Below are 26,202 nucleotides of genomic sequence, written 5' to 3' on the forward strand. Positions count from 1 at the left end.
ATGACCGCCGCGGCGTTCGACGAGACCAGGCGCGTGCTGGAGCCCGGCGTTTCGGAAACGTCGGTGACCGACCATGTCAGCGACCTGGTGCTGGAGCGGAAGACGCCGGCGTGGTGGTGGATCGGCTTCGGCCTGTCGCTGTCCCTGCTGCTGCTGTTCGTCGTGTCCCTGGCGTGGCTGTTCATCCGGGGGGTCGGCATCTGGGGAGTCGGCTGGCCGGTCGCCTGGGGTTTCGCGATCGGCAACTATGTCTGGTGGGTCGGGATGGCGAGCGGCGGGACCATCATCTCCGCCCTGTTCTTCCTGACCCGGTCGGAATGGCGGAGCGCCACCAACCGCATCGCGGAGTCCATGACGGTCTTCTGCGTCGCCTGCGCCGGGATCATGCCGGTCATCCATCTCGGGCGCTGGTGGTATTCCTACTGGCTGTTCCCCTACCCCAACACGATGGGGACGTGGCCGCAGTTCCGCAGCCCGCTGCACTGGGACTTCGTCGCGATCCTGGTCTATGTCATCGCCTCGGTCCTGTTCTGGTATATCGGCCTGATCCCCGACATGGCGACGTTGCGGGACCGCGCTGTGAGGCGCTGGCAGCGGGTCCTGTACGGGATCCTGGCGCTGGGCTGGCAGGGATCGTCGCTGCACTGGCGGGAATACCGAAGCGCCTATCTGGTGCTGGCCGGCCTGATGGCGCCGCTGGTGATCTCGGTCCACAGCATCGTCGGCCTGGATTTCGCGGGCGGGCTGGTGCCGGGCTGGCACGAGACGCAGTTCCCGCCCTATTTCGTGTTCGGCGCCGTGCTGTCGGGGTTCGCGGTCGTCCTGATGCTGGTGATCCCGCTGCGGCGCGCGCTGGACCTGGACGGCGTGATCACGCCGCGCCACCTCGACGTGCTGGCCCGGCTGATGCTGACCACCAGCCTGCTGATCGGCTACAGCTACGGCCTGGAAATCTTCATGCCGTTCTACCGGGGCGAACATGCCGAGATCACGGTGGTCCTGTCGTACCTGACCGGCCACTACGCGCCGTGGTACTGGGCGAAGATCGTCCTCAACGCGGTCATCCCGCAACTCCTGTGGTTCCGGGCCGCGCGGCTCAACCAGCCGGTTCTGTTCACGATAGCGGCCGGCGTGGTCGTCGGCATGTGGATCGAACGCTACGTCATCGTCGTCGCCAGCCTGCACCGGAACCATTCGGAATCGAGCTGGGCGGTCTTCACCCCGACCTTCTGGGACTGGGCGACCCTGGCCGGGTCGGCCGGGCTGTTCCTGACCGGCTTCTTCCTGTTGCTGCGGTTCATCCCGATGGTCTCCATGTTCGAGATGCGCGAACTGGTGCGGAAGAAGAAGCGGGAGGGCGGACGATGAGCGACGCCCCCCGCCCCTATGGCTTGGTGGCCGAGTTCGACCGGCCGGAACCGATGCTGGCGGCCCTCCAGCGGCTGCGCGCCGCGGGCTTCCGCCGGATCGAGGTCTACAGCCCCGAACAGGTCGAGGGCGTGGACGAGATCCTGGAACGCCGCCCCTCCCGCACGCCCCTGGTCGTCTTCGCGGCCGGCGTCGTGGGGGCGGCCGGCGGCTTCTTCCTGCAATGGTACGGGTCCGTGATCGGCTACCCGCTCAATATCGGCGGAAGGCCGCTCAACAGCTGGCCCGCCTTCGGGACCACGACGATCGAGCTGGCGATCCTGTGCATGGTGCTGGCCGGCACGGCGGCCCTGCTCCGCGCCTGCCGGATGCCGCTGCTGTACCACCCGATCTTCGACGCGCCGGGCATCGAGCGGGCCTCGCGCGACCGGTTCCTGGTCTGCATCGAGGCCGGCGACCCCCGCTTCGACCCCGACCGCCTGCGCCGGCTGCTGCATGTCCACGACCCCGTCCGGCTCTCCGAGGTGCCGGCATGAGGCCCGGGAGTGCCGCGATCACCGCCCTGATGCTGGTGCTGGCCGCCGGCTGCGACAATCTGGCGGAGCAGCCGCGCAGCAAGACCTGGGAGCCGGCCGCCGACCTGCCGAGCCGGGAGCGCTGGCCGCTCCAACCTCCCGAGCACACCGTCGCCCGCGAGGATGTCGCCCCCCCGGTGCCCGCGCTGGACGCCGCCCTGCTGGCGCGCGGGCATGAGCGCTACGACGTGTACTGCTCCCCCTGCCACGGTTTCCAGGGCGAGGGCGACGGCATGATCGTCAAGCGCGGATTCCCGGCGCCGCCGTCGTTCCACATCGATCGGCTGCGCTCTGCCCCGACGCGGCATTTCTACGACGTCGTCACCGACGGCTGGGGCGTGATGTATTCCTACGCCGACCGGGTCCAGCCGCCCGACCGCTGGGCCATCGCGGCCTATGTCCGCGTCCTCCAGGAGAGCCGGAGCGCCGATGTCGCGGAACTGCCCGAAGCCGCGCGGGAGAAGCTCGAATGACCCGCGCGTCCCGCATGGCCTATGGCGCCTCCGCCGTGGCGGTCCTCGGCGGCGGCGCCGTCTGCGGGCTGGGGCTGGGCTTCGACCGGGAAGCGGTGCTGCGCGGCTGGCTGGCCGGTTGGGCCTTCTGGATCGGCTTTCCGGTCGGAGCGGTGATGCTGCTGCTGGCCCACGACCTGACGGGAGGCCGCTGGGGCGACGCTACGAAGGCTCCCCTGAAGGCGCTGGCGACGACGCTGCCGGTGGCGGCGCTGGCCTTCGTCCCTGTCCTGCTGAGCCTGCCCGACCTCTACCCCTGGGCACGTCCGGAGGAGGCGGCGAAGCTGCCCAACACCTTCTACCTGAACACGCCCTTCTTCCTGGCGCGGGCGGCGGCCTGTTTCGCCGCCTGGGCGCTCCTGGCCGTGCTGGCCGGGCGCGGAAAGTCCTTCGCGGCGCCGGGGCTGATCGTCATGGGGGTAACCGCGACCTTCGCGTCGTTCGACTGGCTGATGTCGATCGAGCCGGACTGGGGGTCGAGCATCTACGGCATGCTGGTCATCAGCGGTTTCCTGCTGACCGCCCTGGCGGCGGCGGCGCTCGCCGCGAGCGCCGCTCCCTCGGTCGGGGAGAGCCCTCGCCGGGACCTCGGCAGCCTCCTGATCGCGGCCATCCTGCTGTGGGCCTACCTTTCCTTCATGCAGTTCCTGATCGTGTGGGAAGCCGACATGCCCACCGAGATCACCTGGTACCTGAAACGGCTGGAGGGGGGCTGGGAATGGGCCGCCCTGGCGGTGTTCCTGGCCCAGGGCCTCCTGCCCTTCCTGGCGCTGCTCTGGCCGCGCGTCAAGCGGAGCCGCCGGGGCTTGGCCGCCGTCTGCGTGCTGCTGCTGGCGGCCCATCTGCTGGAAAGCTGGTGGCTGGTGCTGCCGGGCTTCGACGCCACGGGAATGACTTGGTTCGCCCCGGCGGCGACGCTGGCGATCGGCGGGCTGTCGGCAGCGCTGTTCCTGTGGCGCCTGGATGCCGGACGCCCGGATGCCGGGGTGCGGCATGGCTGACCGCGTCTCCACCAACGAAACCACGCGGTTCGAGACCGCCGACGTGCCGTCCCGGGTGGTCGGGTTGCTGGCCGCCATCGTCGCCGGCGTGATCGCCCTGTCCGTCGCCGGCCTGCTGCTGGTCTTTCCCGGAGGCACCGCCGACGCGCCGAAAGCTCTGAAGGACCGCATGCCCGAACCCAGGCTCCAGCCCGATCCCCTGGGCGACATGAGGGATTATCGCGCGAGGGCGGCACGGGAGAGCGCCAGCTACGGCTGGATCGACCGGGACCGGGGGGTCGTCCGGATCCCGATCGAGGAGGCGGCTCGCCGCGTACTGGAGCGCGGCATCCCCGACTGGCCGGAGACGGCGCGATGAAGCTGCCCGGAACCGTTCCCCTGCTTGCCGCGATGGTCGTCGCGATCCTGGCCGCCCTGCCCGTCCGAGCCCAATCGACCCTGCCGGCCGAGGGCTTCGCCGGCCTCGCCTTCGACCAGCATCCGGGCGCCGTCCTGCCCGCCGACGTCCGGCTCGTCGACGACCAGGGGCGGAGCGTCTCGACCGCCGACCTGTTCGGCCAGGGCAGGCCGGTGGTGCTGGTGTTCGACTATTTCCGCTGCACGACCCTGTGCGGTCTGGTGCTGGGCGACCTGTCGGCGGCGCTGGCCCAGGTGCCCCTGACGCCGGGCCGGGACTATGGGTTGGTTGCGGTCAGCATCGACCCGAGGGAGACCGCCCGGGACGCGGCGGCCCTCAAGGCCCGGCATTTCGACCGCGATCCCGCCTTCGCCGGGGCGGCCCGCTTCCTGGTCGGTCCGGAAGACGAGGTGCGGCGCCTCGCCGACACCGTGGGCTTCCCCTACCGCTACGATCCGGCGATCGGGCAGTTCGCCCATCCCGCGGGCGTCACCCTGGTTTCGGCCGGCGGCAGGATATCCCGCTACGTCCTGGGCATCGGCTACGACCCCCTGGACCTGCGCCTGGGACTGATCGACGCCTCGCGCGGGACCGTCGCCTCGGTCGCGGACCAGTTGCTTCTGCTCTGCTACGCCTACGACCCGGCCCACGGGAGATACAGCCTGGTGATCGGCAATATCGTCCGGGCCGGCGGCATCCTCACGGTGGCCGCCCTGGGCCTGCTGATCTTCCTGGCCTCGCGCAAGCCTTCGGGGGGTGCCCGATGAACCAGGGCATCCACTTCCTTCCCGAAACGGCATCGGCCCATGCCGGCGAGATGGACTGGCTGTTCGCAGGATTGATGATCACCAGCGCCATGATCCTGGCGCTGGTGTTCGGCCTGATGGTGGTGTTCTGCGTGCGTTACCGGCGGAACAGCGGAGCCGAGCGCGGCAACCGGCTGGGAAAGACCTGGCGGGTGGAGGTCGGCTGGACGGCGGCGACCTTCGTGCTGTTCCTCGGCCTCTATTTCTGGGGTGCCAACCTCTATTTGAAGCTGCACCGGCCGCCGGACGACACGACCGACATCTTCGTCGTCGCCAAGCAATGGATGTGGAAGGTCGAGCATCCCGGCGGGCAGCGGGAAATCAACGAGTTGCACGTCCCGGTCGATCGCCCGATCCGGCTGGTGATGACATCGCAGGACGTGATCCACGACTTCGCGGTTCCCGCCTTCCGCATCCGGCGCGACGTGCTGCCCGGACGCTACGAGTCCATGTGGTTCAGGCCGACCAAGGTCGGGCAGTACCGCCTGTTCTGCGCCGAGTTCTGCGGCACCGAGCACGCCCACATGACGGGCATCGTCACCGTCATGGAACAGGGCGACTACCAGCGCTGGCTCGACGCCCAGGGACCGGGCGAAACGCTGGTAGCCCAGGGGGCGGCGCTGTTCCGGCAGTACGGGTGCAGCGGCTGCCACGGTCCCGCCAGCACCGTCCATGCCCCGCCGCTGGAAGGGCTGTTCGGCCGGCCGGTGCCGCTGGCCGACGGGTCGATGGTGACGGCGGACGAGGGCTATATCCGGGACTCGATCCTGCTGCCCAAGTCCCGGATCGCCGCCGGCTATCCCGCCGTCATGCCCTCCTTCGACGGGCAGATCGGCGAGGAGGACCTGTTCAAGATCGTCAGCTACGTGAAGTCGCTGGGGAACGCATCCCCCGGTACCGGCGAAAGGCCCGCCCCATGACCGCCACCTCTCCCGACAGGGCCGTCACCGCCCGGCCGGCCGCCCAGCCGCCCAACTACCTGACCGAGGGCGGATCGACGCTCCGCTCCTGGCTGCTGACCCACGACCACAAGAGGATCGCGATCCTCTACGCCCTGACGATCACCGTGTTCTTCTTCTTCGGGGGAGCCGCGGCGGCGATGATCCGGCTGAACCTGGTGACGCCGCCGGGGATCTTCGCGGCGGACACCTACAACCGGCTGTTCTCGATCCACGGTATCGTGATGGTCTGGTTCTTCCTGATCCCGTCGATCCCGAACACGCTGGGCAACTTCCTGCTGCCGATGATGATCGGGGCGAAGGACCTGGCGTTTCCCCGGATCAACCTGCTGAGCTGGTACCTGTTCGTCGCCGCCGGGGTGGTGGCCCTGTTCGCCGTGATCGCCGGCGGCGTCGACACGGGATGGACGTTCTACACGCCGTTCTCGACGATGTATTCCAACAGCTACGTGATCCTGGCGATCTCGGCGGTGTTCATCTCCGGCTTCTCGTCGATCCTGACCGGGCTCAACTTCATCGTCACGGTCCACCGGCTGCGGGCGCCCGGCATGACCTGGTACCGGCTGCCGATCTTCGTGTGGTCGAACTACTCGACCGCGATCATCCTGGTGCTGGCGACGCCGGTGCTGGCGATCACGCTGGCCCTGCTGGCGGTCGAACGGCTGCTGCAGGTGGGCATCTTCGACCCGGCGCTGGGCGGCGATCCGCTGCTGTTCCAGCACCTGTTCTGGTTCTACTCGCACCCGGCGGTCTACATCATGATCCTGCCGGGGTTCGGGGTGATCAGCGAGGTCGTGCCGTGCTTCTCCCGGAAGCCCATCTTCGGCTACAAGTTCGTGGCCTGGGCCAGCGTGTCGTTCACCGCGGTCAGCTTCCTGGTCTGGGCGCACCACATGTTCGTCGCCGGCATGTCGGTCTATGCCGCACTGGTCTTCTCGCTGCTCAGCTACATCATCGCCGTGCCGTCGGCGATCAAGGTGTTCAACTGGACCGCCACGCTGCACAAGGGCTGGATCAGCTTCGACGCGCCCATGCTCTACGCGCTGGGCTTCATCGGGCTGTTCACGACCGGCGGCCTGTCCGGGCTGTTCACCGCCAACCTGGCGTTCGACGTCCATGTCACCGACACCTACTTCGTCGTGGCGCATTTCCACTACATCATGGTCGGCGGCATGGTCAGCGCCTACTTCGCCGGCCTGCATTTCTGGTGGCCCAAGATCACCGGCCGCATCTATCACGAATGGTGGGCGCGGATCGCGGCGCTGCTGATCTTCGTCGGGTTCAACCTGACCTTCTTCCCGCAGTTCATCCTGGGCTACCTGGGCATGGAGCGGCGCTACCATTCCTATCCGCCGGAATTCCAGTTCTGGAACATCCTGTCCTCGGCCGGCGCCTCGATCCTGGCGCTGGGCTACGTGATGCCGCTGTTCTACCTGACGTGGTCGCTGTACCGGGGCCAGCGTGCCGGCGCCAACCCGTGGGCGGCGACGGGGCTGGAGTGGACCACGCCGTCGCCCCCGCCCAAGCACAATTTCGACAAGACCCCGACCGTCACCCGCCCGCCCTACCAGTACCGGCCGGAACCGGAGCCCCAGGATGCCCAAGGCCATGCCTGACATACGGCCGGAACCCCAGTACGCCACCCTGGAACAGCAGGCCGACGTCGCCGTCTTCGGGATGTGGATCTTCCTGGCGACCGAGGTGCTGTTCTTCGGCGGCATGCTGTTCGCCTACACGGTCTATCGCGGCGTCTACCCGGAGGGCTTCGCGGAGGCCGGCCGCCATACCAAGATCGTGATCGGGACGGTCAACACGGTGATCCTGCTGACCAGCAGCTTCGTCGTCGCCTGGGCGGTGCATCTGGCGGAGCGGGGACGCGGCCGCGGCGTCGCGGTCCTGCTCGGCGTGGCGGCGCTGCTCGGCACCGTCTTCCTCGGGCTGAAGGGCTTCGAGTACTACCAGGAATGGCACGAAGGCCTCGTCCCGGGCCTCCGTTTCGAGGAGACCGGCCCGCACGCCCATGCCATGGAGCTGTTCTACCTCCTGTATTTCATGATGACCGGGGTGCACGGGTTCCATGTCACGATCGGCATCGGCCTGATGGCCACCATGGCGGTGCGCGCGTGGCGCGGCGCCTTCTCAAGCGCCTATCACACGCCGGTCGAGATCACCGGCCTGTACTGGCACTTCGTCGATATCGTGTGGATCTTCCTGTATCCGCTGATCTACCTGGTGGGAAGGAGCGGCGGATGAGGGAGAACCTGCCGCCGCTTCCGCTGGTCCTGGCCTGGGTGGCCCTGCTGGCGCTCCTCGGGGCCACGCTGATCCTGGCCTATGTGCCGATGGGGCCGTTCAACGCGGTCGCCGCCATCGGCATCTCCGTGATCAAGGCGCTTCTGGTCGTCATCATCTTCATGAAGCTGGCGGACAGCGGCAACCTGGTCCGCTTCGCCGCCGCGGCGGGCCTGTTCTGGCTCGCCATCCTCTTCTCGCTCGGCGCGACCGATTACCTGACCCGGACCACGGTGCCCACCGGCAGCTACACGCGCGGCCACCTTGGCGAGGAGTCGCCCTGACATGACATCATCCGGCGACGATGCCCGCGTGAGGGAGACCCGCCTGAGGGAGGCCGTGGACAGGGCCCTGGAGCATCTCCAGGCCGGCCGCCGGCAGGCCGAGGAGGATCTTTCCCGCAGCCCGGTGCACGGCACCCATGTCGACATGCTGCGCAGGATCCGCACGTTCCACAAGGAGGTGCTGCTTCCCGCCGTGAACGCGAAGCGCTCGATCGTCGAGCATGTCGGCGCGCTGTGGCTGGAGGAGGACATCGATCCGCCGCACCAGATGCCGCGCGCCTTCGTCCGGTTCAGCTCGATCTCCGCCCACCCGATGGCGCCCCGCGCCTACATGACCTTCCATGTCGCGGAGGACGGCACCGCCCTGGTCTCCCGCAACTTCGAAACCCCGGTCAAGACCACCGAGGTGACGCTCGGCCGCCTGGAGGAACTGTCGCCCGAAACGGTGTCGGCCGCGATCGACGACTTCCTGCTGCGGGCGCTGAACGCCTGACGGAGGCGGGACAGGTTCCTGCCTCAGTCCACCGGCTCCCCGGTCAGGTATTCGGAGATCGTCCGCGCGCAGGCGTTCATGCCGTCACGCAGCACGACTTCATACCCGTGGGTGCTCTCGGTCGGTATCGCGATGCAGCCGGCGCGCGCCGACGATCCCGAACTGAGGACGGCGCTGGCGTCGGATGCGAATCCCGGCATCAGCGCCGGCTGCGGGTGGAGCCCGCAGCGGTCGGCGGCATGCAGCAGCCCGTCCGACACCGACTTGGTGTAGAAGCCCTTCTCGTCGCCCATCAGCACGATCGGATCGGCGCTCAGCGTGGTATCGTATTCGGCCGCGATGGGGCCGACTTCCACGGCGACGCAGACATCGCCCGGCAAGGTCCTGGCGGCGTACTGGGCGCCGGCATTGGTTTCCTCCTCCTTCGTCGTGAAGACGAACAGAGCGTCTCGGCGCAGCGCGTCGCGGCGCGACGCCGTCAGGGCCGCCGCCCCGAGGGTCGCCACGATCGGCGCGCGATCGTCGAGGAAGTGGGCCGCGACGCAGTCGTTGACCAGGAACGGCCGGCGCCAGTGCCTGCTGAGCACGACTCTCGTCCCGGCCCGCACGCCCAGCTTGCCGAGTTCCTCCTTCGAGCGGCGCGTGGTCACATGGACGTCCGGCCACCGCACGTTTCCGCTCAACACGTCCGCAGCCTGGCCGGACTCGGATGTGCCGTGCATGGTGCCGAACGACAGCACGCCGGGGACGACTTCCCGCTCGCCCATGATGTCCAGGGGACACATGCCGAAGTTCACCGGATGGGCCCCGCCCAGCGCCACCACCCGCAGGCTTCCGTCGGGTTCGACGCGCTTGACCACCATCGCGATCTCGTCCTGGTGCGCCATGATGCGGACCGCGCGCCGTTCCGCCTCGGCGCGCGGGACCGATCCGGCGCGCACGATGCCGATCACGTTGTCGGCGGCGTCGATCCAGACCGTGTCGCAGGTCCGCTCGAGCTCGCGCCGGCAAATCGCCCGCACTTCCTGCTCCTGGCCGCCGGGGCCCCGGGCCAGCAGGAGTTCCGTCAGGAGCGAGAGATCGTCTTCGGTGGACATCACGTTTCCTTATGTTCGTCTATCCGTCGGCCGGCATCGGCGAAGGTTCGGCCACCTCCAGCAGGACCCCTCGGATCTCCTCCGCGAGGACATCCGGATGGTCTTCGGGCGTGAAGTGCCTCGCCCCGGGTATCCGCCGCAGGCGCGCCCCGAGGGTGTCCGCGAGCAGAGCGCCGGACCATTCCCCGAGCGGATCCCTCCCGCCCCAGACGACACGGGCCGGAACGTCGAGCCGCCGCAGCCGGCTTCCGATCCGCAAGGTATCGTAGGCCGACATCTGGGCGAGCTGGTTGGCCAGGCCGGCGGGACCGACCGATCGCGCGTAGGGTTCCCAGACCAGCTCCTCGGATATCCTCCGGCGATCGGAATCGTCGTGGCCCAGGTTGTTGACCGCCGCCAGCAAGACCGGCCTGATCAGGGCCGGCGGCAACCGGGCGACGAGACCCCGCATCCGCTGCGCCGTCCTGACCATCGGAACCGGCCAGTTGTCGTAGGCGACGGAATCCGCCAGAACCAGGCCCGCGAAGAGTTCCGGATGGGTGGTCAGGAGAGCCTGGAGGACCCCGCCGCCGACGTCATGGCCGACGAACACCGCCCGCCGGATGCCCAGGTGCCGGAGCCAGGAACGGAGATAGTCGGCCTGCCGCGGGATGGAGATGTCGCGGCCCAACCCTTCGCCGAGCGACCAGCCGAACCCGACCAGCTCGCAGGCGAGACAGCGCACCCCGACGCCCGTCAGCCGGGGAACGACGTAGCGCCAGATTCGGGGGTTGGTCGGGATGCCGTGGACCATCACCACCGGAACACCATCGGCCTCGGGACCGCCGTGCTCCTCCCAACGCATCAGGACCCCGTCCACCATCGCGCTGCGGGTCAGTTCGGGAGCGGCGGCATCGACTTCCCTTCGGTAGCCGGCCGGACGCGGCGTGCGGAGCAGAGCCCTTCCGAGTTCGAATGCGGCCACGGCGGCGATCGCTCCGAGAACGAAATGCGTGCCGCTCCGCCCAGCGGATTGGATCTGGCGATCGGGCATGTTTCCTCCTGCATCGGTCAGGGCGTTGATGATCTGGGAACCGGCGAAGCGGCTGGATCACGCGGACGCCGCGGTCGGCGTGAATCCGCTCTCCCGATGCGGCGAGGATCGGTTACCTGGCCTGCTCCCCGGGCTGGTTCGCATCCGGTACCTTGGCGCGATCCTCTATGCTTTCGGCGGATTCCGGCGGTTGCGGCGGCTGGCTGCTGCCGCGGCTCCGGTTTTCCACGTCGTTCCCCTGGACGTCGACCGGATCCTCCTTCAGGCGCTCGAGGGCGCCCTGAAGCCCGCTCTCCTCGTCCGTCTCGTCGATCGTGTCAGGCGAGCGCGTACCCTGGGGAGCGGGGTTGGGTTCGAGGCTCCGCACGACGCCGGGGTCGTTCGTCAGCATCTCCTTGGCTCCCTGGGCGCCGGCCGGAACGGCGGCCAGGACCAGCAGGGCTGATCCCACGATGATCGGTATCGCATTCAAAATGTCGGCACTCCTGTCTTTCGTGTCCCGTCGGGCGAAGCCCTCCCGGGTCCGGGTCTGGCCGTACAACAGCGGGAACAGCCCTCTTCAGGCGGTCAACAGTGCTGCCGCGGGTTCGTTTCCCGGCAGTCCGCCGACGCCGTCAGGCGGCCGAAGACGGCGACGGCCGTGAAGGTAGGGATCGCCATGTCAGCCCGCATCCTTTCCGTCCGCCTTTCCGTCCGCAGCCGGCTGCCGCGCCAGGGTGCCCGCGATGGTCCTGGGCGCCGGGGGCTTCGGGCCGGACGGCCAGCCCTCCCGCTGGCGGGTCCGGTCGCCGTCGGTCTCCTCGGTCTGGTCGTGGAACAGGACCACGCTGGTGGGAAACGGAAGATCGATGCCGCTTTCGCCCATCCTGTCCTTGATCGCCATGATCACGTCGTGCTGGACCCGCAGCACCTCGTGCTGGCGCGCGTCGGTCCACCACATGGCACGGATGTTGACGCTGGAATCGGCCAGCGCCACGGCGATGGCCTCCGGCGGCGGGTCCCGCAGGACGCCCTTGACGGTCCGCAGGGTCTCGACGATCGCGGCGGCGGCCTGGCGCGAATCGTCCCCGTACCCGATCCCGATATCGCACTGGCTGCGCCGGATGCCGTAGGCGGTGTTGACGATGACGGCGTTGGTGAAGATCTCGCCGTTCGGGACATAGGCGCGCCTGCCGTCATAGGTCTTGATGATGGTGGTGCGGGTCTCGATCTCCTCGACCGTACCCTCGAAATCCTTGAACACGATCTGGTCTCCCAGGCGGAACGGCTGGCGCAGCAGGATCAGGATGCCGGCCAGGAAGTTCTGGAGGATGTCCTTGAACGCGAAGCCGATGGCCACGCTGCTGATGCCCAGCAGCGAGAACAGGTCGACCGGCCGGACCGAGGGAAACATTATGGTCACCGCGACCAGCAATCCGAGCAGCGTCAGTCCCCACTGGGCCAGCCGGCCGAGCACCAGGCCGACATTGCGTCCGGCTCCCCCGGCGGTTCCCCGCCGCGCGGCCATGCGCACGCCCTTGCCGATCAGCCAGAACAGGATGAAGACGACGACGCCGATGGCGAGCTTGGGCAGGAAGGAGATCGACCAGTCGATCATCTGGTCGATGGTCGCCCAGGCCGTCGAGATTTCCGCGTCCACGGCGGCTTGCAGATCGGTATCCTGCACGGTTGTCCCTGCGGTGTAGTTCAGGAGTGATCGATGCCGTCACGCGGCATCGGACGAACGCGCCGCCGGGCCCGGCTTGGGGACGTTGGCCAGGGCGGAGGTCGAGCCGTCGGAAGACGGGCCGACGACGCTGAAGCTTCCATCGGTTTCCAGGACGACCGCCTCGACCTGCTCCAGGCTCGCGAACCCGCTGGAGCGCACGGCCGCCATCACCTCCTCGGGCGCCACCCGCGCATCGAGCAGGGCCTTGTCGAGCATGTTTCCCTTGTGCAGAAGCATCGTCGGCTCGGCCTTGACGAGGTCCCGGACCCCCTGCCAGCGGGCCGACGCCCAGGCGACGATCATCTGGAGGAAGATCAGGAGAGCGAAGCCGAGAATACCTTCCGCCAGGGCCACGCTCTGGGACAGCAGGATCGTCGCCAGCGTCGAGCCCAGGGCCACCGTCACGATCAGGTCGAACGCGTTCATCTTGGACAAGGTGCGTTTTCCGGTGACGCGCAACAGGATTATGATCGCGATATAGGCCAGCACGCCGACCAGGAGGGTCCGCAGCAGGCCTGTCCAATCGTCAAAAAACATGAGCTTTCCTTAAGCGTTTCGAATTCCGGCTTCAGTATCGGTCGGATATGACCGACGCGGCGACGCTCCCAGTGCAACAACGTCGGCCGAAAAAGCTCTCACGCCGCTGGTTTTCCCGCTGAATCCGGCATCAAGGGCAAGACTGGGTGCATCTGCAAAGATGTGTTGGCGGAGCGAATTGTAGCCTGACAGGAAAAACCTTGCGGGAGTCAGGAATTTCCTGACATCACACTTTCCCGCAAAGTCTGTTGCCGTAGTCAAAGCAATAGAATCCAGCTTTCGCACCGGCAGTAATGCTGATGCTTACAAAAAGACACTAAACGCGATCTTTGACCCGGTGAGGCAATCATCAGGCCGATCTCGCGATGTGGAATTATTGCCTTTTCTGCAGGAGAGCCACATGAGATCTCAAATACTGGCCACTGCCGCTACGCTGCTCGTCATGACGAGCCCTGCGGCCTGGGCCCAGCAGAACCAAGGACAGGCCGGTCAGGGGCAGCAGGCCCGGGACCAGGCCCCCCAGCAGCGGCTGCGCCAGGCCCAGGGCGAGTTGCGGCAGGCCTACCAGGATCTCGAACGCGCCCGGAACCAGGGCGGCGAGCAAGGCATCCAGCAGGCCCGCGACCGTGTCCAGCAGGCGCTGGAGACCATGAGTGGAGCGCTGGTCGCGGTGGCGGAACTGCCGCGGGTGCAGCAGAACACCCAGGCCAGCCAGGCCTTCCAGGAAGCCAGGAACCAGGTCGACGCCTCCCTCGCCGCGATCCGCCGGCGCGGCGAGGCCGGGGAGCAGGAGAGCCGCACCGCCGCCGCGCGCGCCGATGAACAGGTCCGACGCGGCGCCGAGCAGGCCCGGATGCAGGTCCTGGTCCAGGCGGCCCAGCCGCGTGTCGCCGTCCAGCAGCCCGCACCCCAGGTCGAGGTGCAGCAGAGGCCGTCGCAGGTGGGCATCGAGCAGCAGGCGCCGCAGGTCATCGTGCGCCAGGAGCCGCCGACTGTCACGCTGGAGCAGCCTGCGCCGCGGATCACGGTCCGCCAGCAGCCGCCCGAGATCATCGTGCGCCTGTTCGAACCCGAGGTGATCGTCAACCAGCGCCGCCCCGAGGTTTCGATCGACATGGGCGATCCCAACGTGAACGTGGACCAGCCCAAGCCGCAGGTCTCCGTCCAGGTGCCCCGCCCCGACATCAATGTCGACCAGCCCCGGCCGCAGGTCGCCGTGCGGATGCCGGAGCCCGAGATCCAGGTGCAGCAGGCCCAGCCCCAGGTCCGGGTGGAGCGGTTCGCACCGCAGGTCGACGTGAGCCAGGCGGCCCCGGAGGTCGACGTGCGGGTGCCGGAGCCGCGGGTGGCGGTCAACCAGCCGCGTCCCCAGGTCAACGTCGACCAGGCGCGGCCGGACGTCAACGTCCAGGTGCCCCGTCCGCAGGTCCAGGTGGACCGGGCCGAGCCGGAAGTGACCCTGCGGATGCCCGATCCCCAGGTGCAGGTCCAGCAGCCGCGACCCGACGTGGACGTCAACATGGCCCAGCCCGAGGTCCAGGTCGAGCAGGCCCAGCCGCAGGTCCGCGTCCAGCAGGCCGAGCCGCGGGTGAGAGTGGAGCGGCAGGGGACGGCCGATGTCCAGATGGCCGAACGCGAGGCTCTGGACGAAGGCTCGGCACGGCTGCAGGCCTTCATCGGCCGCGACGTCGTCGCGCGCTCCGGCGATCACGTCGGGCGGGTGTCCGACCTGCTCGTGGCGCCCGGCGGGGAACTCGACGCCGTGATCATCACCCTGGTGGACGAGATGGGCGGACAGCAGGTCCGGATCCCCGCCGACAACGTGATGGTCAACAGCCAGGACGGCACCGTGCTCGTCGTGATGGACACGCCCCAGATCACGGCGGCTCCGGTCTTCGACACCGAGGCAGCCGAGGGAAACCTCGTCAGCCGCGGCACACGCTGACGCAACGGGAGATCGGAGCACACCATGACCAAGCAATTTACCAGCGATCTGCTGCGCCGCCTCTCACGTCCGGCATTGGCCGCCGTCCTGGCGCTGCCCCTGCTCGCCGCCTGCGGCGAGGACGAGGTCGCGGAGCAGGAAACAACCTCACCGCCGGCATCGACGTCAGACAACCAGGAAGCGCCGGCCGGCGTGCCGAGCACGCTCGAAAGCACGGAGCGCGCCATCGAGGCGGTGCCTCCCAAGTCCGACGGCCAGTAAGGCTTCCGCTCGAAGGCCAAGCCTTACCCGAACAGGCATATCACAAGGAAGGAATCAATCCATGCGAAGCAAGCTCCTGCTGACGACGGCTCTGACCATCGGCATCGCCGTCCCGGCGGCGATGGCCCAACAGAACCAGCAGCCCCAGCCCAACCCGCAGAACCAGCAGCAGGCCGGCCAGGCCCAGCAGCAGAACCCGCAGATGCGGCAGGCCCTGCAGCAGCTCCGCGATGCCGAGAAGCAGATGCAGCAGGCCATGAACCAGCAGGGCCAGCCGGGCCAGCAGGCCATGCAGCAGGCCCGCCAGCAGGCCCGCCAAGCGATACAGCAGATCCGTCAGGCGATGCCCCAAGGGCAGAACCAGCAACTTACGAAGAACATTCAGTCCGCCGAACAGGCGCTGGGCAAGCAAGGCGCCGAAGGTGCCCGCGAGGCGCGCGAGGCGATCGCGCTGATCCTCATCGATGTCGAACGGATGTCCACCGCCTCGACCGGTTCCGACGACCGAACGCAGGTCGCGGTGCAGCAGTCCTCGCCCGAGGTGGTCGTGCAGCAGCCTGCCCCGCAGGTCCAGGTCGAACAGCACCGGCCCCAGGTCACCGTTCAGCAGCCGCAGCCGACGGTCACGGTGGAGCAGCCGCGGCCGCAGGTGAACGTCCAGCAGGCGCAGCCCCAGGTGACGGTCGAGCAGGCCAAGCCCCAGGTGAACGTCGAACGCGCGGGCGAGCCCCAGGTCACGGTGCAGCGCGCGGGCGAGCCCGAGGTCAACGTCAAGCGGACCGGCGAGGCTCAGGTCGATGTCCAGCAGGGCGGCAAGCCGCAGGTGAAGGTCGAGCAGGCCGGCAACCAGCAGCAGAAAGGGCAGCAGGCGCAGATGGCTGACCCGCCGCCCCGGTCCGACGCGCCGGACGGCATCCGTGCCGAGACCCTGATCGGGAAGCAGCTGGTCGGTACCGGGGGCGAGGAGTTCGGCGAGATCGAGGATGTCCTGATCAATCCGCAGTCCGGGAAGGCCCAGCGGGTGATCGTCGCGGTCGGCGGGTTCCTCGGCATCGGCGAGAAGCAGGTCGCCATCGACGCGTCCCGCCTCAAGATGGGCCAGGGGCAGGAGGACGTGCAGATCTCGGGCCTGACCAAGCAGCAGGTCCAGGACATGCCCTCCTTCGAGATGGACGAAAGCATGACCTCCTTCAACCAGACGCCGGGCAACACACCTCCGGCGGCGCGCTGACCACACCCGACACCGACTTGACGGAACGCAGAACCGGGCAGTCGGCGCGAGGCTGGGCGGATCACCGGCGATCGCCGGGGTCCGCCCCCGCCCGAACCGGCTCCCGCCTTCAACGGACTACCGAGCAAGGACCATTGGAGTAGGAATGATGTTGAAACGCACTTCAGCCTGCATCGCCGCACTGGTCATCGCAACGACAGTGCCGGCCCTGGCCCAGCAGCAGGGCAGCCCGCCGAAAGGCGATCCCGCGACGCGCACGAACCTGGAGCAGTACATCCAGAAACGATCCGGTCCGGAACAGCGCAAGCTCGAACTGCTTCAGACGACGCTCCTCAATCAGTTCGGCGGGCTCGGCTTCGCGAGGCTGGTGGATTTCGGCAAGGTCGGAGCCAGCTACGTGGCCGAGGTCGAGACCGTGCGCGGCGACAACGTGTTCGTCACGATAGACCCCATCACCGGCGAGATCATCGGTATAGAGCCGATCACGGCAGCCGTCGTCATGCCGGCTCCCTCGTCCGCATCGGGCTCGTCCGGGTCGGCGCAGCAGAAATCCTCGGGCGGCGGTTCCTCCGAGTACAGCGCCATGGGAACCTGCCAGCCCGCCGGCTGGCAGCAGATCACCGACGGGATCGGCAAGCTGCCTCCGGACAAGGAGCTGGTCGCCCGCCGCAAGATGATGCAGGTCTGGGAAAACTATGCCGATGGCGACAACATCGCCTGCCGCGAGAAGCTGGAGGACATCCAGCGGTATCTGAAAACCGCGTCGGCCCGGTAGATGAAACCGCGGCACTTCCGGCCGGACTTCGGCCCCTGCCCGATCCGCACGGCTGTTCCGCAGACACCGATGGGGAGATTTCGATGATACGCATGTCCTTGACGGTCGGAGCGGTGCTCGCCGGCCTGACGGCAGGGGCCTATGCCCAGGAGGAAAAGCTCGACGAGCCCCTCGACACCGGGCGGATGGGAGCCGGGCGCGAAGCGGAAGGCCCGGCCGGAAACCTGCTTCGCGACCGGGCCCCGCCCGATGCCGACGCTCCGCAGGCGGGCCGCCCGCATCAGCCCGCCATCGCCGGCGGCAGCGGAACCGCCGCGACCAATGCGCTGACCAAGATCGGGGAAGAGGCGGAGCCCGACGTGGAGCGCCTGCCCGAAACCGGTGCCGAACCGGCCCCGCTCAACACGGCGCCGCCGTCATCGGCCCTGGGAACCCGCGGAGGCGGCGCGCTGCAGGCGGATGACGTCTATGCGGACCAGCTCAAGGAGATGGAGGTCGCGGTCGGGGACCAGGGAGCGATCGGAACGGTCTCCGGCGTGCTGATCGACGTCGATGCCGGCCGGATCGCGGCGCTCATGGTCTCCAGCGCCGGGCTCCTGGACTTCACGGACCAGACTTACCGGGTCCCCTGGCAGGATATCCGCTCGATCGACAGGAACGGCCACCGCATCCGGATCGAGCGTCGGCCCGAGCCGGTCGGGAGCCGGGAAGCCGTCATCCGGGCAGCGGACGGGCACCGGCTGACAAGCCTCGACACGCTCACGGACATGTCCGTCACGGTCGGTCACGCCGGGAACTTCGGCGAGGTGGCGAGGCTGGTGGTCGACCAGGCGAGCGGAGCCATCGAGCAGCTTACGATCTCCGCCGGCGGCCTCGGCGGTACGGGTCTCGGCGATGCCCGTTACGACGTTCCCTGGAGCGCCGTCGCATCGGTGGACCTGGACGCCCGCTGGGTGCTGGTGGACCGGACCGCGGAGCAGCTGACGTCGGCCAAATGACGGCAGCGGCCCGTGGCGGGCCGCGAAACATGGACACGCAATTCGATATCGGAGGAACCATGGACAGCAAAAGAATGAAGACCGTCGTGGCGTCGGGTATCGCCGCCTTGACGCTCACCGCCAGCACCGCGCTGGCACAGGGAACCGCCACCCAGGGAACCGGGAACAACGCCGGCTCGGCGGTCAGCAGACAGGCACCGGCCCCGATCGCGGGAGAGCAGACCCGCATCGACCTGGGGCAATGGGAATACGAGGAACTCTACCGGTCCGGCTGGCGCGCCGAGCAGTTGATCGGCGCCAACGTCATCGGCCAGTCCGGCGAGGAGATCGGCGATGTCGAGAACATCATGATCGGACCCGAGGGCAAGGTTCTCAGCATCATCGCCGAGATCGGCGGCTTCCTCGATATCGGCGACACCCACGTCAACATTCCCTGGAACGAGGTCCAGTTCACGTCCGGCAAGGAGTCCGTGAAGGTGCCCCTGACCGAGGAGAACCTCGACCAGTACTCGCTGTTCGGCGATGAGGAACAGCTCGGCCGTGGCGCCGCGTCGCGGATCCAACGCATGGACGATCCGGCGACCGGGCCGCGCGTGTGGCGGGCGACCGAACTGACGGGCGATTACGTCAGGCTCCAGGGCGGCGAAGCCTACGGCTATGTGGACGACCTCATCTTCAACCGCGACGGTACGCTGAGGGCGGTCTCCGTGACGCGGGATGTCGGTTACGGCAACGCGGGTCCTTATGCCTATCCATACTATGGCTATGGATACGGGGCTTTCGACCCTGGCCTGGATTATTACGGGCTTCCCTATGCCGAAGACGAGGTCGCCGACGTCGAGCCCTTCGAATACGAGGAAATGGACGGAAGCGTCTTCCAGTAATCGGAACGGAGATCCCGGCAAGCAACGGCGGCCGGACCTGTCGTTCGGCCGCCGTTGCCCTTCATGAAGACATACTTCGATTCACGGGAGCGGATGATGGGCAAAGTGTTTCACCGCATCGCTGGCCTTGCGGCCGTACTGACCATGATCGGCGCGGGAACGGTGCAGGCACAGATTCTTTCCGACGACGGCGAGGAGCCGTCCGTCGGCCTGACCGAGGATCGCGGCGTGATCCCCGAGCGGGAAGGCAGCGGACTGTCGGATCAGGTCGATATCGGAACCGTCGAGGACGAGCAGGTGCTGGCCGGCGAGGACGAAGGCCAGCCGCGTGGCGCCGGCGTGGGCCTGCGGGAGAACGAGAGCGATATCGGTGAGGTGCCGCGGGGACCGGCACCAGGTCTGGAGCGGGACGACTGATCCCCGGAACCGGCACGCGCCGAAGAAGGAGAGCAACCCCATGCCAGTAAAAACTGCCCGGAGTCGGCGGGCATGCATAGCCCTGGTCCTCCTGGTGACTTCGTGGACCGGGATACCGGCCGTCGTAGCGGCCCAAATGGGCCGGCAGCCGGAAGTCGTCCTCAGGCCGGGCGCCATGGACCGGACGGTGGCCGAGTTCGGTTGCCGCATTCCCATACGTATCACGTCGGACCGCACCGGCGGTCCCACGGACATGGCCATCGCCGTCGAGGCCCGTGACCGGAACGGCAGAAAATTGGAATCAAGCGGATTTCGGACCGAACAGCTCCCGGCCGTCAGCGGAAGCCTTCGCGAGATGGATCTGCAATTCTCCCGGACGGCCTGCGACGACATCGCCATCATCGTCGTGACGTCGGCGACCTGCACCTATGGAGACGCCACGGCGACGTCCTGTATCGACCGGGTGGTCATCGAGGACGAAAACCGTACCGTGGCCTACGAAGTCGACGCCGACTGAAGCATGCCGCCGGAAAACGCCGGTTGCGGCATAACCAACTGCCGGCACGACAAGCAGGGAAATGGCCGCGCTTGTTCTTCGGCTGTCCGGCACGGTACTTGCTTATCAACTACTGAGAACATTCATAGCGACTGTTTTCTCCTTCGGTTCGATAGGGGTAGGGAAGGTTTTGCCTCCCCTCCCTCCGAACCGTGCGGGCGGTTTTCCCGCACACGGCTCTCCAGTCGTGGCTTTCCTCATCGGGAGTGTCTCGCTTGCCTGAGGGCTGTCGAGAGGGTGAACAGTCCCCTGGTCGCGAAGTAGGCATTGGTCCATTGCCGATGGTCTGCATAGCTTTTCCCGAAGCCTGGGCGTCGGGATTGCTTGCGCAGCATCGCCCTCAGGCGTCTGCGGATGAACTTGTCCAGTTGCGTGAAGAGGCGGGCTCGAGCATGTTGGAAGTAGCCGAACCACCCCCGCAGCACCGGATTGAGATCCGCGATGACGTGATCCAGGCTGACGCCCCGGCTGCGGCCGGTGCGGGCTCGGATCTTGTCCTTGAACGCCTTCAGGCTCTTGTCCCGCACGTATCGGCGTCTCGCCTCGAAGCGGTAGCCGAGGAAGTCGAAGCCCTGGCCGGGTTGCCGGCAGTCTCCGACGTGCGTCTTGTCGGGATGGAGCGTCAGGCCGTTGTCGGCCACCCAGGCTTGCACCCGGGCCAGGGCCGCGCGGGCCTGCGCCTCGTCCCGGCACAGGACGACGAAGTCGTCCGCGTAGCGGATCATGCGGTAGCCTTCGGCTTCCATCAGCTCGTCCAGCGGGTGCAGGTACAAGTTGCTCAGGATCGGTGAGATCACCGCCCCTTGCGGAGCTCCCGCGACCGGTGTCCATCGTGCCGTTTCCGTCATGATGTCCTGCTGGGGGAAGCTGTCGATCAACTCCAGGACGCGCCCGTCGCTGATCAGGTCGCCGAGCCGGGCCATGAGGTCCCGGCGCGGGATCGTGTCGAAGTACCGTTCCAGGTCGGCGTCCACCACCCAGGCGTATCCGTCCTTGAGCGCCCGGTCGACCGCGCGCAAGGCATCCTTGCAGCCGCGGCCGGGGCGGAAGCCGTAGCTGCCGTCCCGGAACCGGGCTTCGAGGATGGGCTCGATCGTCAGCTTGAGAGCCGTCTGGACAATCCGGTCCTTGACCGTGGGGATGCCCAGGGGGCGGGTTTTGCCGTCCCCCTTCGGGATCTCCACGCGCCGGACCGGGCTTGGCCGGTAGCTGCCGCTGTTCAGGTCCTCGTGCAATTCCCGCAGGTACCGATCCGCCTGGAGCGTGAACCGGGCGATGCTCTGCCCGTCCACGCCCGCCGCCCCCTTGTTACGCGCGACACGCCGCCACGCGCACTCCAGGGTCGCCGGCCGGATCGCTTTGTCGATCAGGCTGTACCATTTGCCTCCTTTGACGCCGTTGCCCAGCGCCGACACCATGGGGCCGGTCCAGATCGACGCTTCCACCCAGTTCCAATCCCGAGCCTGGGCTTCCGTCCCTTGTTTAGCCGTTACCGGCACTCCCGGAACTGTTCCTTGCGTCATCCCCGTCCTTCCCCGTTCCACTTCCTGCCTCCCTTCCCTCGGGCCGGTTTTGCTATCCGGCCCTCTCCGGCGCCGGCGACCGCCCTCCGGCGGTCCCGCGCCATCGCGGTAATATGAAGGCTCTGACTCCTGCCGCCGTCACCCGCGCCGGCAGGTCTCTCCGCTTACTCCGCCTTGCCGTCCCGACATTCCGCCCCCAACCACGTGGTGGTCCCGCCGGTCGCTTTCCCAGTCACATCAGCGCCGACGGTCGGTTCCAGGCTTCGCCACGAATGAGCAGGCTCGCCGAGCCACCCCGCCGAAACGGGTTCGTCATCCTATACGGACTGCCGGTTCGCCTCAGGTTGCTCCCCATCCCGCCTCGCGGCGACGCAGTTACCTTCGGCTTCGAAGTCGTGACCTCCTTCGGTGCGGACTTGCACCACACTGACAAAACGTCCTCACGGACGCACTCATACCCGGACTTGATCCGGGTATCTCCCTGCACGACGGCGCTGATGGAGTCTGCAAACGATGACCGGGTCAAGCCCGGTCATGACGGCAAAAAGGCGAATGCTATGGGGGAAAAGCGTCTCTAGGTTGGTTTAGCAAACACCGTGCCGGACAGCCGTGGGTCAAGCCCGGTCATGACGACAAAAGGGCGAATGCTCTGCGGGAAAAACGTCTCTAGGTTGGTTTAGCAACCACCGTGCCGGACAGCCGTGGATCAAGTCCGGCCATGGCGAATGAAGGGCTTTGGCTTGTGCGCCCCGCTTCGGATCAGAACGCCATCGCTCAACGGACGTCGTCGCCCACCATCTCCGACGGTCCGGGCAAGCCTTGGCCGTCGAGTTCCGTGGTATAGGGAGCCCTGTCCACCGGGCCGCTGCTGTACCCCAGCGGGTCGCGCAGGGTCGGCTCGCGGAACAGGGAGGCGTCGTCGGAAGATACCGGACTGGCCGGAGGCAGGTCCGTCGGAGCACAGGCTGTCACGATCAGCGCTCCCAGGACACCGAAGACGAATGCAGGCGCTTTGCCGGCCATGCGCGAACTCCTGTCGTCGGTCGATGGCCGGCCGAAGCTGTTCGCGGCCGGCCATCGAGCCTTGTTGCGGTGGTTCCGGGGTGCCTCAGAACAGTCCGTCCTCTTCCCAGTCGCCCCACTCGTTCTCGGCAAGCATGCCGTCCTCGTTGTCATCCAGGATGTTCCAGGAGCCATCGGCGAATTCGTCCTGGTCGATCCCGTCGTCATCGTTCAGGTCCCAGTCGCCGAACGAAAGCTGCTCGTCTCCACCCCAGTCCTCGGAGCCTGCGGCGAACTCCGTATCGTTGATGATCCCGTTCCCGTCATCGTCCCACTCGCCGAAAATGCCGGCGTCGCCGAGATTGGTATCGAAGGTTCCGCGGTCGATCAGGCCGTCGTCCTGCGCGAATGCGGTACCGGCGGCGAACAGGGCGGCGACGAACACGGCTGAAAGCTTGCGCATGGCTTCACTCCTCGGTCGATTGCATGACCTCCCAAGGGAGGTTTCTCGGGCAACCCTCGGGGGCGCTTCTCGTCGCAGAATCAATTCAGGCAAAAGAGGGGCATTTCACCGGGTCGCATCCGTGGCCAATCGTCTCCAAAGAGCCCTCCGGTCCAAGGGAACTTTCGCGCCTCGATCCGCTTCGATGAAGTAGGAATAGACTGGTTGATGATGTGATCGTGAAAGACGTCGATCTATCCATCGGAACGACCTCCCCGACCGCCAGGACGCTGCGCTGGATCGCGCTGACGGCGCTGGCGCTGCTGGCGGTGTGGATCGCCGGCGGCTTCCTGCTGATCGGCTTCGCCGGCATCCTGGTCGCGATCATGCTCAGGGCCCTTGGCGATCAGCTCGCCCGGGCAACGGGCCTGAGCCGCGGCAAGACCGTCCTCATCGTGACCCTGGCCCTGATCCTCCTGATCGGGCTGACCTGCTGGCTTCTCGCTCCCCGCCTGGCATCCCAGGTCGACGAACTCTGGCAGACGATCCCGCAATCCATCGACCAGCTGCGGGCCAGGCTGTCGAACTATTCCTGGAGCGAGACGCTGTTCCGCCAGTTCGATCCGGACCGCCTCAACCTGGACAGCGGATCGATCCTGGGGAGGCTTTCCGGCGCCGCATCCTCGGTCATGAGCTTCCTGGGGACGCTGGTGGTCGTCTGTTTCATCGGGCTTTACCTGGCACTCGACACCAGGCTTTACAGGAGCGGCCTGGTCCGGCTGTTTCCGCCAAGCTACCGGCCCCGGGTCGACCGGATCCTGGACGAACTCGGGCGCCTGCTGAAATGGTGGCTCATAGGCCGGGGGATCTCCATGGTCGCGACCGGCGTCCTGACCGGGCTGGGCCTCTGGCTGCTCGGTATTCCGCTGGCGCTGACGCTGGCGCTGCTGGCCGCGGCGCTGACCTTCGTGCCCTATGTCGGCGCGATCCTGTCGGCCATCCCCGCCCTGCTTCTGGGGCTTGTGCAGAGCCCGACCATGGTGCTCTATGTCTCGCTTCTCTACGTCGTCGTCCAGCTGGTCGAGGGCTACCTGCTGACACCGTTGATCCAGCAGGAAACGGTAGCCCTGCCGCCCGCACTCACGATCGCTTCCCTGGTCCTTTTCGGCGCCCTGCTCGGCCCGCTCGGGCTGATGCTCGGAACGCCGCTGGCGGCGGCCGGCATCGTCCTGGTCCGTATGGCCTATGTGGAGGATGTCCTGGAACGGGATGAAACCTGAACGCCCCGGCGGACGGCCGGAACCGCGCCGGCACTGCCGGCGCGGTCCAAACACTTCCCAACGATCCTACCGTCGTCTCCGGACGGTTTCGGCCCGTACTGGGATCAGCCTGTCTGCCCGTCGATCGGCAGCGGCACGAAAATGGAATTCCCGTCCCGCTGACGCAGCAGCAGCACATGGTCCTGATCGGCATCGCGCGCCCGCTTGACCGCGTTCGCCACGTCGCCCGGTCCGTCGACGTTCTGACGGCCCGCCTGGGTGATCAGGTCGCCTGGACGCAGGCCCCGCATCGCCGCCGGGCTGTTGGGCTTGACCTGGACGACCACCGCCCCGCTGGCATCGGAACCCAGATCGAAGCGCTTGCGCATTTCCGGCGACACCGGGGCCAGCGTCAGTCCGAGAGGGCCTTCCTGCCCGCTGCCGCTCTCGCCCTCCGTCTGCGCCTCGGCCGACCGGGTCTCCTCCAGCTGCGTGATGGTGGTGTTCAGGGTCCGGCTCTTTCCGTCACGAAGCACGGTGATGCCGACCTGCTTGCCGATATCGGTCTGGGCGACCGTCCGGCTGAGCTCGCGGGGGCCTTCCAGCTGCCGGCCGTCGAACTGGGTGATGACGTCCCCCTGCTCGATACCGGCCTTGGCCGCCGGGCTGTCCGGCGTCACCTGCGCGACCAGGGCGCCACGCTGCTGATCGAGGCCGAGCGCTTCGGCAATCTCCGGCGTGACCGGCTGGATCGCGACGCCGAGCCAGCCGCGCGTCACCTTGCCGGTCTCCCGCAGCTCCGCGATGATCGGCTGGGCAACCTCCGCCGGGACGGCGAAGCCGATGCCGATGTTGCCGCCCGACTGCGAGAAGATCGCGGTGTTCACCCCGATCACTTCGCCCGCCATGTTGAACATGGGGCCGCCGGAATTGCCCCGGTTGATCGCCGCGTCGGTCTGGAGGAAATCGTCGTACGGCCCAGCCCCGATGTCGCGCGCGCGGGCCGAGATGATGCCCGCGGTCACGGTGCCGCCAAGCCCGAAGGGATTGCCGATCGCCAGCACCCAGTCGCCGATCCGCATCTGGTCCGAGTTTCCCCAGGCCACGGCCGGCAGCGAGCCCGCGCCATCGATCTTCAGGAGCGCCAAGTCGGTCTTGGGATCGGTGCCGACGATCTTGGCGGTGAACTCCCGCTCGTCCTGGAGCACGACCTTCACCTCGTCGGCCTTGCTGACCACGTGGTTGTTCGTCACGACGTAGCCGGACGGGTCGATGATGAAACCGGATCCCAGCGCCGTGGCCGGGGGCGAGGGTTGCTGCGGCCCATCCCCGTTCCCACCCGGACCGAACCGCCGGAAGAAGTCCTCGAACGGAATGCCGGGCGGAAGATCGAACTGCGGGAAGCCCGGCGGCAGGCCGAACCCGGGTCCGCCCCCGCTTTCGTCGTCCCCTGCCTGTTGATTGGAGGTGGCGGTGATGGTGACGACGCTGGGAAGTTTGCTCTGCGCCAGGTCGGCGAAGCTCGCCGGAGCATCGGCCTGCTGGGCGGATACCGTGCCGGTACCGACCAGGGTCAGGGACAAGGCGAGAACGCAGTGCCGCGAAGCCCGCATGAGAGATGGAGAGACGAACATCGGATGTTCCTCGATCGGTGTTTCCGGGTGAGTTTCGATAATGCTCCGAACACCAGCGCCTCGGGTCGAGCGGCGACCCCGAGCGACAGCAGGTTCGATGCGGGAGGCCGGGTACCGGCTCCTCCCGTGGTACCCGGCTAACTCCGCGGGCACCGCCCGGTTCCAGCCTTTTTCAGCCCCGATTTACCCTTGTCGCATCCGTCCGAGCGGCGG

29 protein-coding genes are annotated in these 26,202 nt (G+C 67.5%); 20 read left to right on the plus strand and 9 right to left on the minus strand.

The genetic code is table 11. From position 1 onward, the window contains the following. The 11 genes from nrfD to JL101_RS17530 are packed head-to-tail and all read left to right on the plus strand — an operon-like array spanning window position 1 to window position 8,687. Complete coding sequence (gene nrfD, locus JL101_RS17480) at window positions 1-1,368, plus strand: NrfD/PsrC family molybdoenzyme membrane anchor subunit (RefSeq protein WP_203097212.1); 1,368 nt, start codon at window positions 1-3, stop codon at window positions 1,366-1,368. Then, entirely contained in the window at window positions 1,365-1,904 is a 540-nt protein-coding gene (locus tag JL101_RS17485; RefSeq protein ID WP_203097211.1) for a DUF3341 domain-containing protein, read from the plus strand. Before nrfD ends, JL101_RS17485 begins: the two co-directional genes overlap by 4 nt. After that, window positions 1,901-2,416, plus strand: a complete 516-nt coding sequence (locus JL101_RS17490; RefSeq protein ID WP_203097210.1) for a c-type cytochrome — start codon at window positions 1,901-1,903, stop codon at window positions 2,414-2,416. The genes JL101_RS17485 and JL101_RS17490 overlap by 4 nt, the downstream gene beginning before the upstream one ends. After that, window positions 2,413-3,456, plus strand: coding sequence for a hypothetical protein (locus JL101_RS17495; RefSeq protein WP_203097209.1), 1,044 nt, complete (start codon window positions 2,413-2,415; stop codon window positions 3,454-3,456). Before JL101_RS17490 ends, JL101_RS17495 begins: the two co-directional genes overlap by 4 nt. After that, a complete protein-coding gene (locus JL101_RS17500) occupies window positions 3,449-3,814 on the plus strand; it encodes a hypothetical protein (protein WP_203097208.1) in 366 nt (121 codons plus the stop codon). The genes JL101_RS17495 and JL101_RS17500 overlap by 8 nt, the downstream gene beginning before the upstream one ends. Next, window positions 3,811-4,620 carry an SCO family protein gene (locus JL101_RS17505; RefSeq protein WP_203097207.1) on the plus strand — a complete coding sequence of 270 codons (810 nt, stop codon included), beginning with the start codon at window positions 3,811-3,813 and terminating at the stop codon, window positions 4,618-4,620. The genes JL101_RS17500 and JL101_RS17505 overlap by 4 nt, the downstream gene beginning before the upstream one ends. Beyond that, a complete protein-coding gene (gene coxB / locus JL101_RS17510; RefSeq protein ID WP_203097206.1) occupies window positions 4,617-5,579 on the plus strand; it encodes a cytochrome c oxidase subunit II in 963 nt (320 codons plus the stop codon). The genes JL101_RS17505 and coxB overlap by 4 nt, the downstream gene beginning before the upstream one ends. Then, window positions 5,576-7,234, plus strand: coding sequence for a cytochrome c oxidase subunit I (locus tag JL101_RS17515; RefSeq protein ID WP_203097205.1), 1,659 nt, complete (start codon window positions 5,576-5,578; stop codon window positions 7,232-7,234). The genes coxB and JL101_RS17515 overlap by 4 nt, the downstream gene beginning before the upstream one ends. Beyond that, entirely contained in the window at window positions 7,227-7,871 is a 645-nt protein-coding gene (locus JL101_RS17520; RefSeq protein ID WP_203097204.1) for a cytochrome c oxidase subunit 3 family protein, read from the plus strand. The genes JL101_RS17515 and JL101_RS17520 overlap by 8 nt, the downstream gene beginning before the upstream one ends. Continuing rightward, window positions 7,868-8,194: a cytochrome C oxidase subunit IV family protein gene (locus tag JL101_RS17525; RefSeq protein WP_203097203.1), complete on the plus strand. Its 327-nt coding sequence runs from the start codon at window positions 7,868-7,870 to the stop codon at window positions 8,192-8,194. The genes JL101_RS17520 and JL101_RS17525 overlap by 4 nt, the downstream gene beginning before the upstream one ends. Window position 8,195: 1 nt before the next feature. Beyond that, entirely contained in the window at window positions 8,196-8,687 is a 492-nt protein-coding gene (locus tag JL101_RS17530) for a hypothetical protein (protein ID WP_203097202.1), read from the plus strand. Between the two features lie 23 nt (window positions 8,688-8,710). Here the strand turns inward: JL101_RS17530 and JL101_RS17535 are convergent, their stop codons facing one another. The 5 genes from JL101_RS17535 to JL101_RS17555 form a co-directional block, all read right to left on the minus strand. Further along, the gene (locus JL101_RS17535) at window positions 8,711-9,784 is read right to left on the minus strand and encodes a zinc-binding metallopeptidase family protein (protein ID WP_203097201.1); all 1,074 of its coding nucleotides are present in this window, start codon (window positions 9,782-9,784) and stop codon (window positions 8,711-8,713) included. Between the two features lie 19 nt (window positions 9,785-9,803). Continuing rightward, window positions 9,804-10,817: an alpha/beta fold hydrolase gene (locus tag JL101_RS17540; RefSeq protein ID WP_203097200.1), complete on the minus strand. Its 1,014-nt coding sequence runs from the start codon at window positions 10,815-10,817 to the stop codon at window positions 9,804-9,806. A 112-nt stretch (window positions 10,818-10,929) separates the two neighbouring features. Next, window positions 10,930-11,289: a hypothetical protein gene (locus JL101_RS17545; protein WP_203097199.1), complete on the minus strand. Its 360-nt coding sequence runs from the start codon at window positions 11,287-11,289 to the stop codon at window positions 10,930-10,932. 189 nt (window positions 11,290-11,478) lie between these two features. Then, window positions 11,479-12,483, minus strand: coding sequence for a mechanosensitive ion channel family protein (locus JL101_RS17550; protein ID WP_203097198.1), 1,005 nt, complete (start codon window positions 12,481-12,483; stop codon window positions 11,479-11,481). A 39-nt stretch (window positions 12,484-12,522) separates the two neighbouring features. Beyond that, window positions 12,523-13,062: a DUF421 domain-containing protein gene (locus tag JL101_RS17555; RefSeq protein ID WP_203097197.1), complete on the minus strand. Its 540-nt coding sequence runs from the start codon at window positions 13,060-13,062 to the stop codon at window positions 12,523-12,525. 400 nt (window positions 13,063-13,462) lie between these two features. On the opposite strand from JL101_RS17555, the gene JL101_RS17560 reads away from it, so the two are divergent. From JL101_RS17560 to JL101_RS17595, 8 genes are all read left to right on the plus strand, one after another. After that, window positions 13,463-15,007 (plus strand): PRC-barrel domain-containing protein, encoded by a 1,545-nt coding sequence (locus JL101_RS17560; RefSeq protein WP_203097196.1) that lies wholly within the window; start codon window positions 13,463-13,465, stop codon window positions 15,005-15,007. 24 nt (window positions 15,008-15,031) lie between these two features. Further along, window positions 15,032-15,268, plus strand: a complete 237-nt coding sequence (locus JL101_RS17565; protein WP_203097195.1) for a hypothetical protein — start codon at window positions 15,032-15,034, stop codon at window positions 15,266-15,268. 61 nt (window positions 15,269-15,329) lie between these two features. After that, window positions 15,330-16,499, plus strand: a complete 1,170-nt coding sequence (locus JL101_RS17570; RefSeq protein ID WP_203097194.1) for a PRC-barrel domain-containing protein — start codon at window positions 15,330-15,332, stop codon at window positions 16,497-16,499. A gap of 145 nt (window positions 16,500-16,644) precedes the next feature. Further along, a complete protein-coding gene (locus tag JL101_RS17575) occupies window positions 16,645-17,274 on the plus strand; it encodes a PepSY domain-containing protein (protein WP_203097193.1) in 630 nt (209 codons plus the stop codon). 83 nt (window positions 17,275-17,357) lie between these two features. Then, window positions 17,358-18,272 carry a PRC-barrel domain-containing protein gene (locus tag JL101_RS17580; protein ID WP_203097192.1) on the plus strand — a complete coding sequence of 305 codons (915 nt, stop codon included), beginning with the start codon at window positions 17,358-17,360 and terminating at the stop codon, window positions 18,270-18,272. 59 nt (window positions 18,273-18,331) lie between these two features. Further along, window positions 18,332-19,156, plus strand: coding sequence for a PRC-barrel domain-containing protein (locus tag JL101_RS17585; RefSeq protein ID WP_203097191.1), 825 nt, complete (start codon window positions 18,332-18,334; stop codon window positions 19,154-19,156). Between the two features lie 63 nt (window positions 19,157-19,219). Continuing rightward, a complete protein-coding gene (locus JL101_RS17590; protein WP_203097190.1) occupies window positions 19,220-19,573 on the plus strand; it encodes a hypothetical protein in 354 nt (117 codons plus the stop codon). Between the two features lie 175 nt (window positions 19,574-19,748). After that, window positions 19,749-20,090 carry a hypothetical protein gene (locus tag JL101_RS17595; RefSeq protein ID WP_203097189.1) on the plus strand — a complete coding sequence of 114 codons (342 nt, stop codon included), beginning with the start codon at window positions 19,749-19,751 and terminating at the stop codon, window positions 20,088-20,090. A gap of 236 nt (window positions 20,091-20,326) precedes the next feature. Here the strand turns inward: JL101_RS17595 and ltrA are convergent, their stop codons facing one another. The 3 genes from ltrA to JL101_RS17610 form a co-directional block, all read right to left on the minus strand. After that, a complete protein-coding gene (gene ltrA, locus JL101_RS17600) occupies window positions 20,327-21,574 on the minus strand; it encodes a group II intron reverse transcriptase/maturase (protein WP_203097188.1) in 1,248 nt (415 codons plus the stop codon). Window positions 21,575-22,426: 852 nt separating this feature from the next. After that, window positions 22,427-22,675, minus strand: a complete 249-nt coding sequence (locus JL101_RS17605) for a hypothetical protein (protein ID WP_203097187.1) — start codon at window positions 22,673-22,675, stop codon at window positions 22,427-22,429. Window positions 22,676-22,760: 85 nt separating this feature from the next. Further along, on the minus strand, window positions 22,761-23,117 hold the full coding sequence (locus JL101_RS17610; protein ID WP_203097186.1) for a hypothetical protein: 357 nt from the start codon (window positions 23,115-23,117) through the stop codon (window positions 22,761-22,763). A 218-nt stretch (window positions 23,118-23,335) separates the two neighbouring features. On the opposite strand from JL101_RS17610, the gene JL101_RS17615 reads away from it, so the two are divergent. Beyond that, window positions 23,336-24,376: an AI-2E family transporter gene (locus JL101_RS17615; RefSeq protein ID WP_203097185.1), complete on the plus strand. Its 1,041-nt coding sequence runs from the start codon at window positions 23,336-23,338 to the stop codon at window positions 24,374-24,376. 104 nt (window positions 24,377-24,480) lie between these two features. Here the strand turns inward: JL101_RS17615 and JL101_RS17620 are convergent, their stop codons facing one another. Continuing rightward, entirely contained in the window at window positions 24,481-25,989 is a 1,509-nt protein-coding gene (locus tag JL101_RS17620; protein ID WP_203097184.1) for a DegQ family serine endoprotease, read from the minus strand. Between the last annotated feature and the right edge of the window lie 213 nt (window positions 25,990-26,202).

It is taken from the genome of Skermanella rosea (assembly GCF_016806835.2).
GTDB classification, from domain to species: domain Bacteria; phylum Pseudomonadota; class Alphaproteobacteria; order Azospirillales; family Azospirillaceae; genus Skermanella; species Skermanella rosea.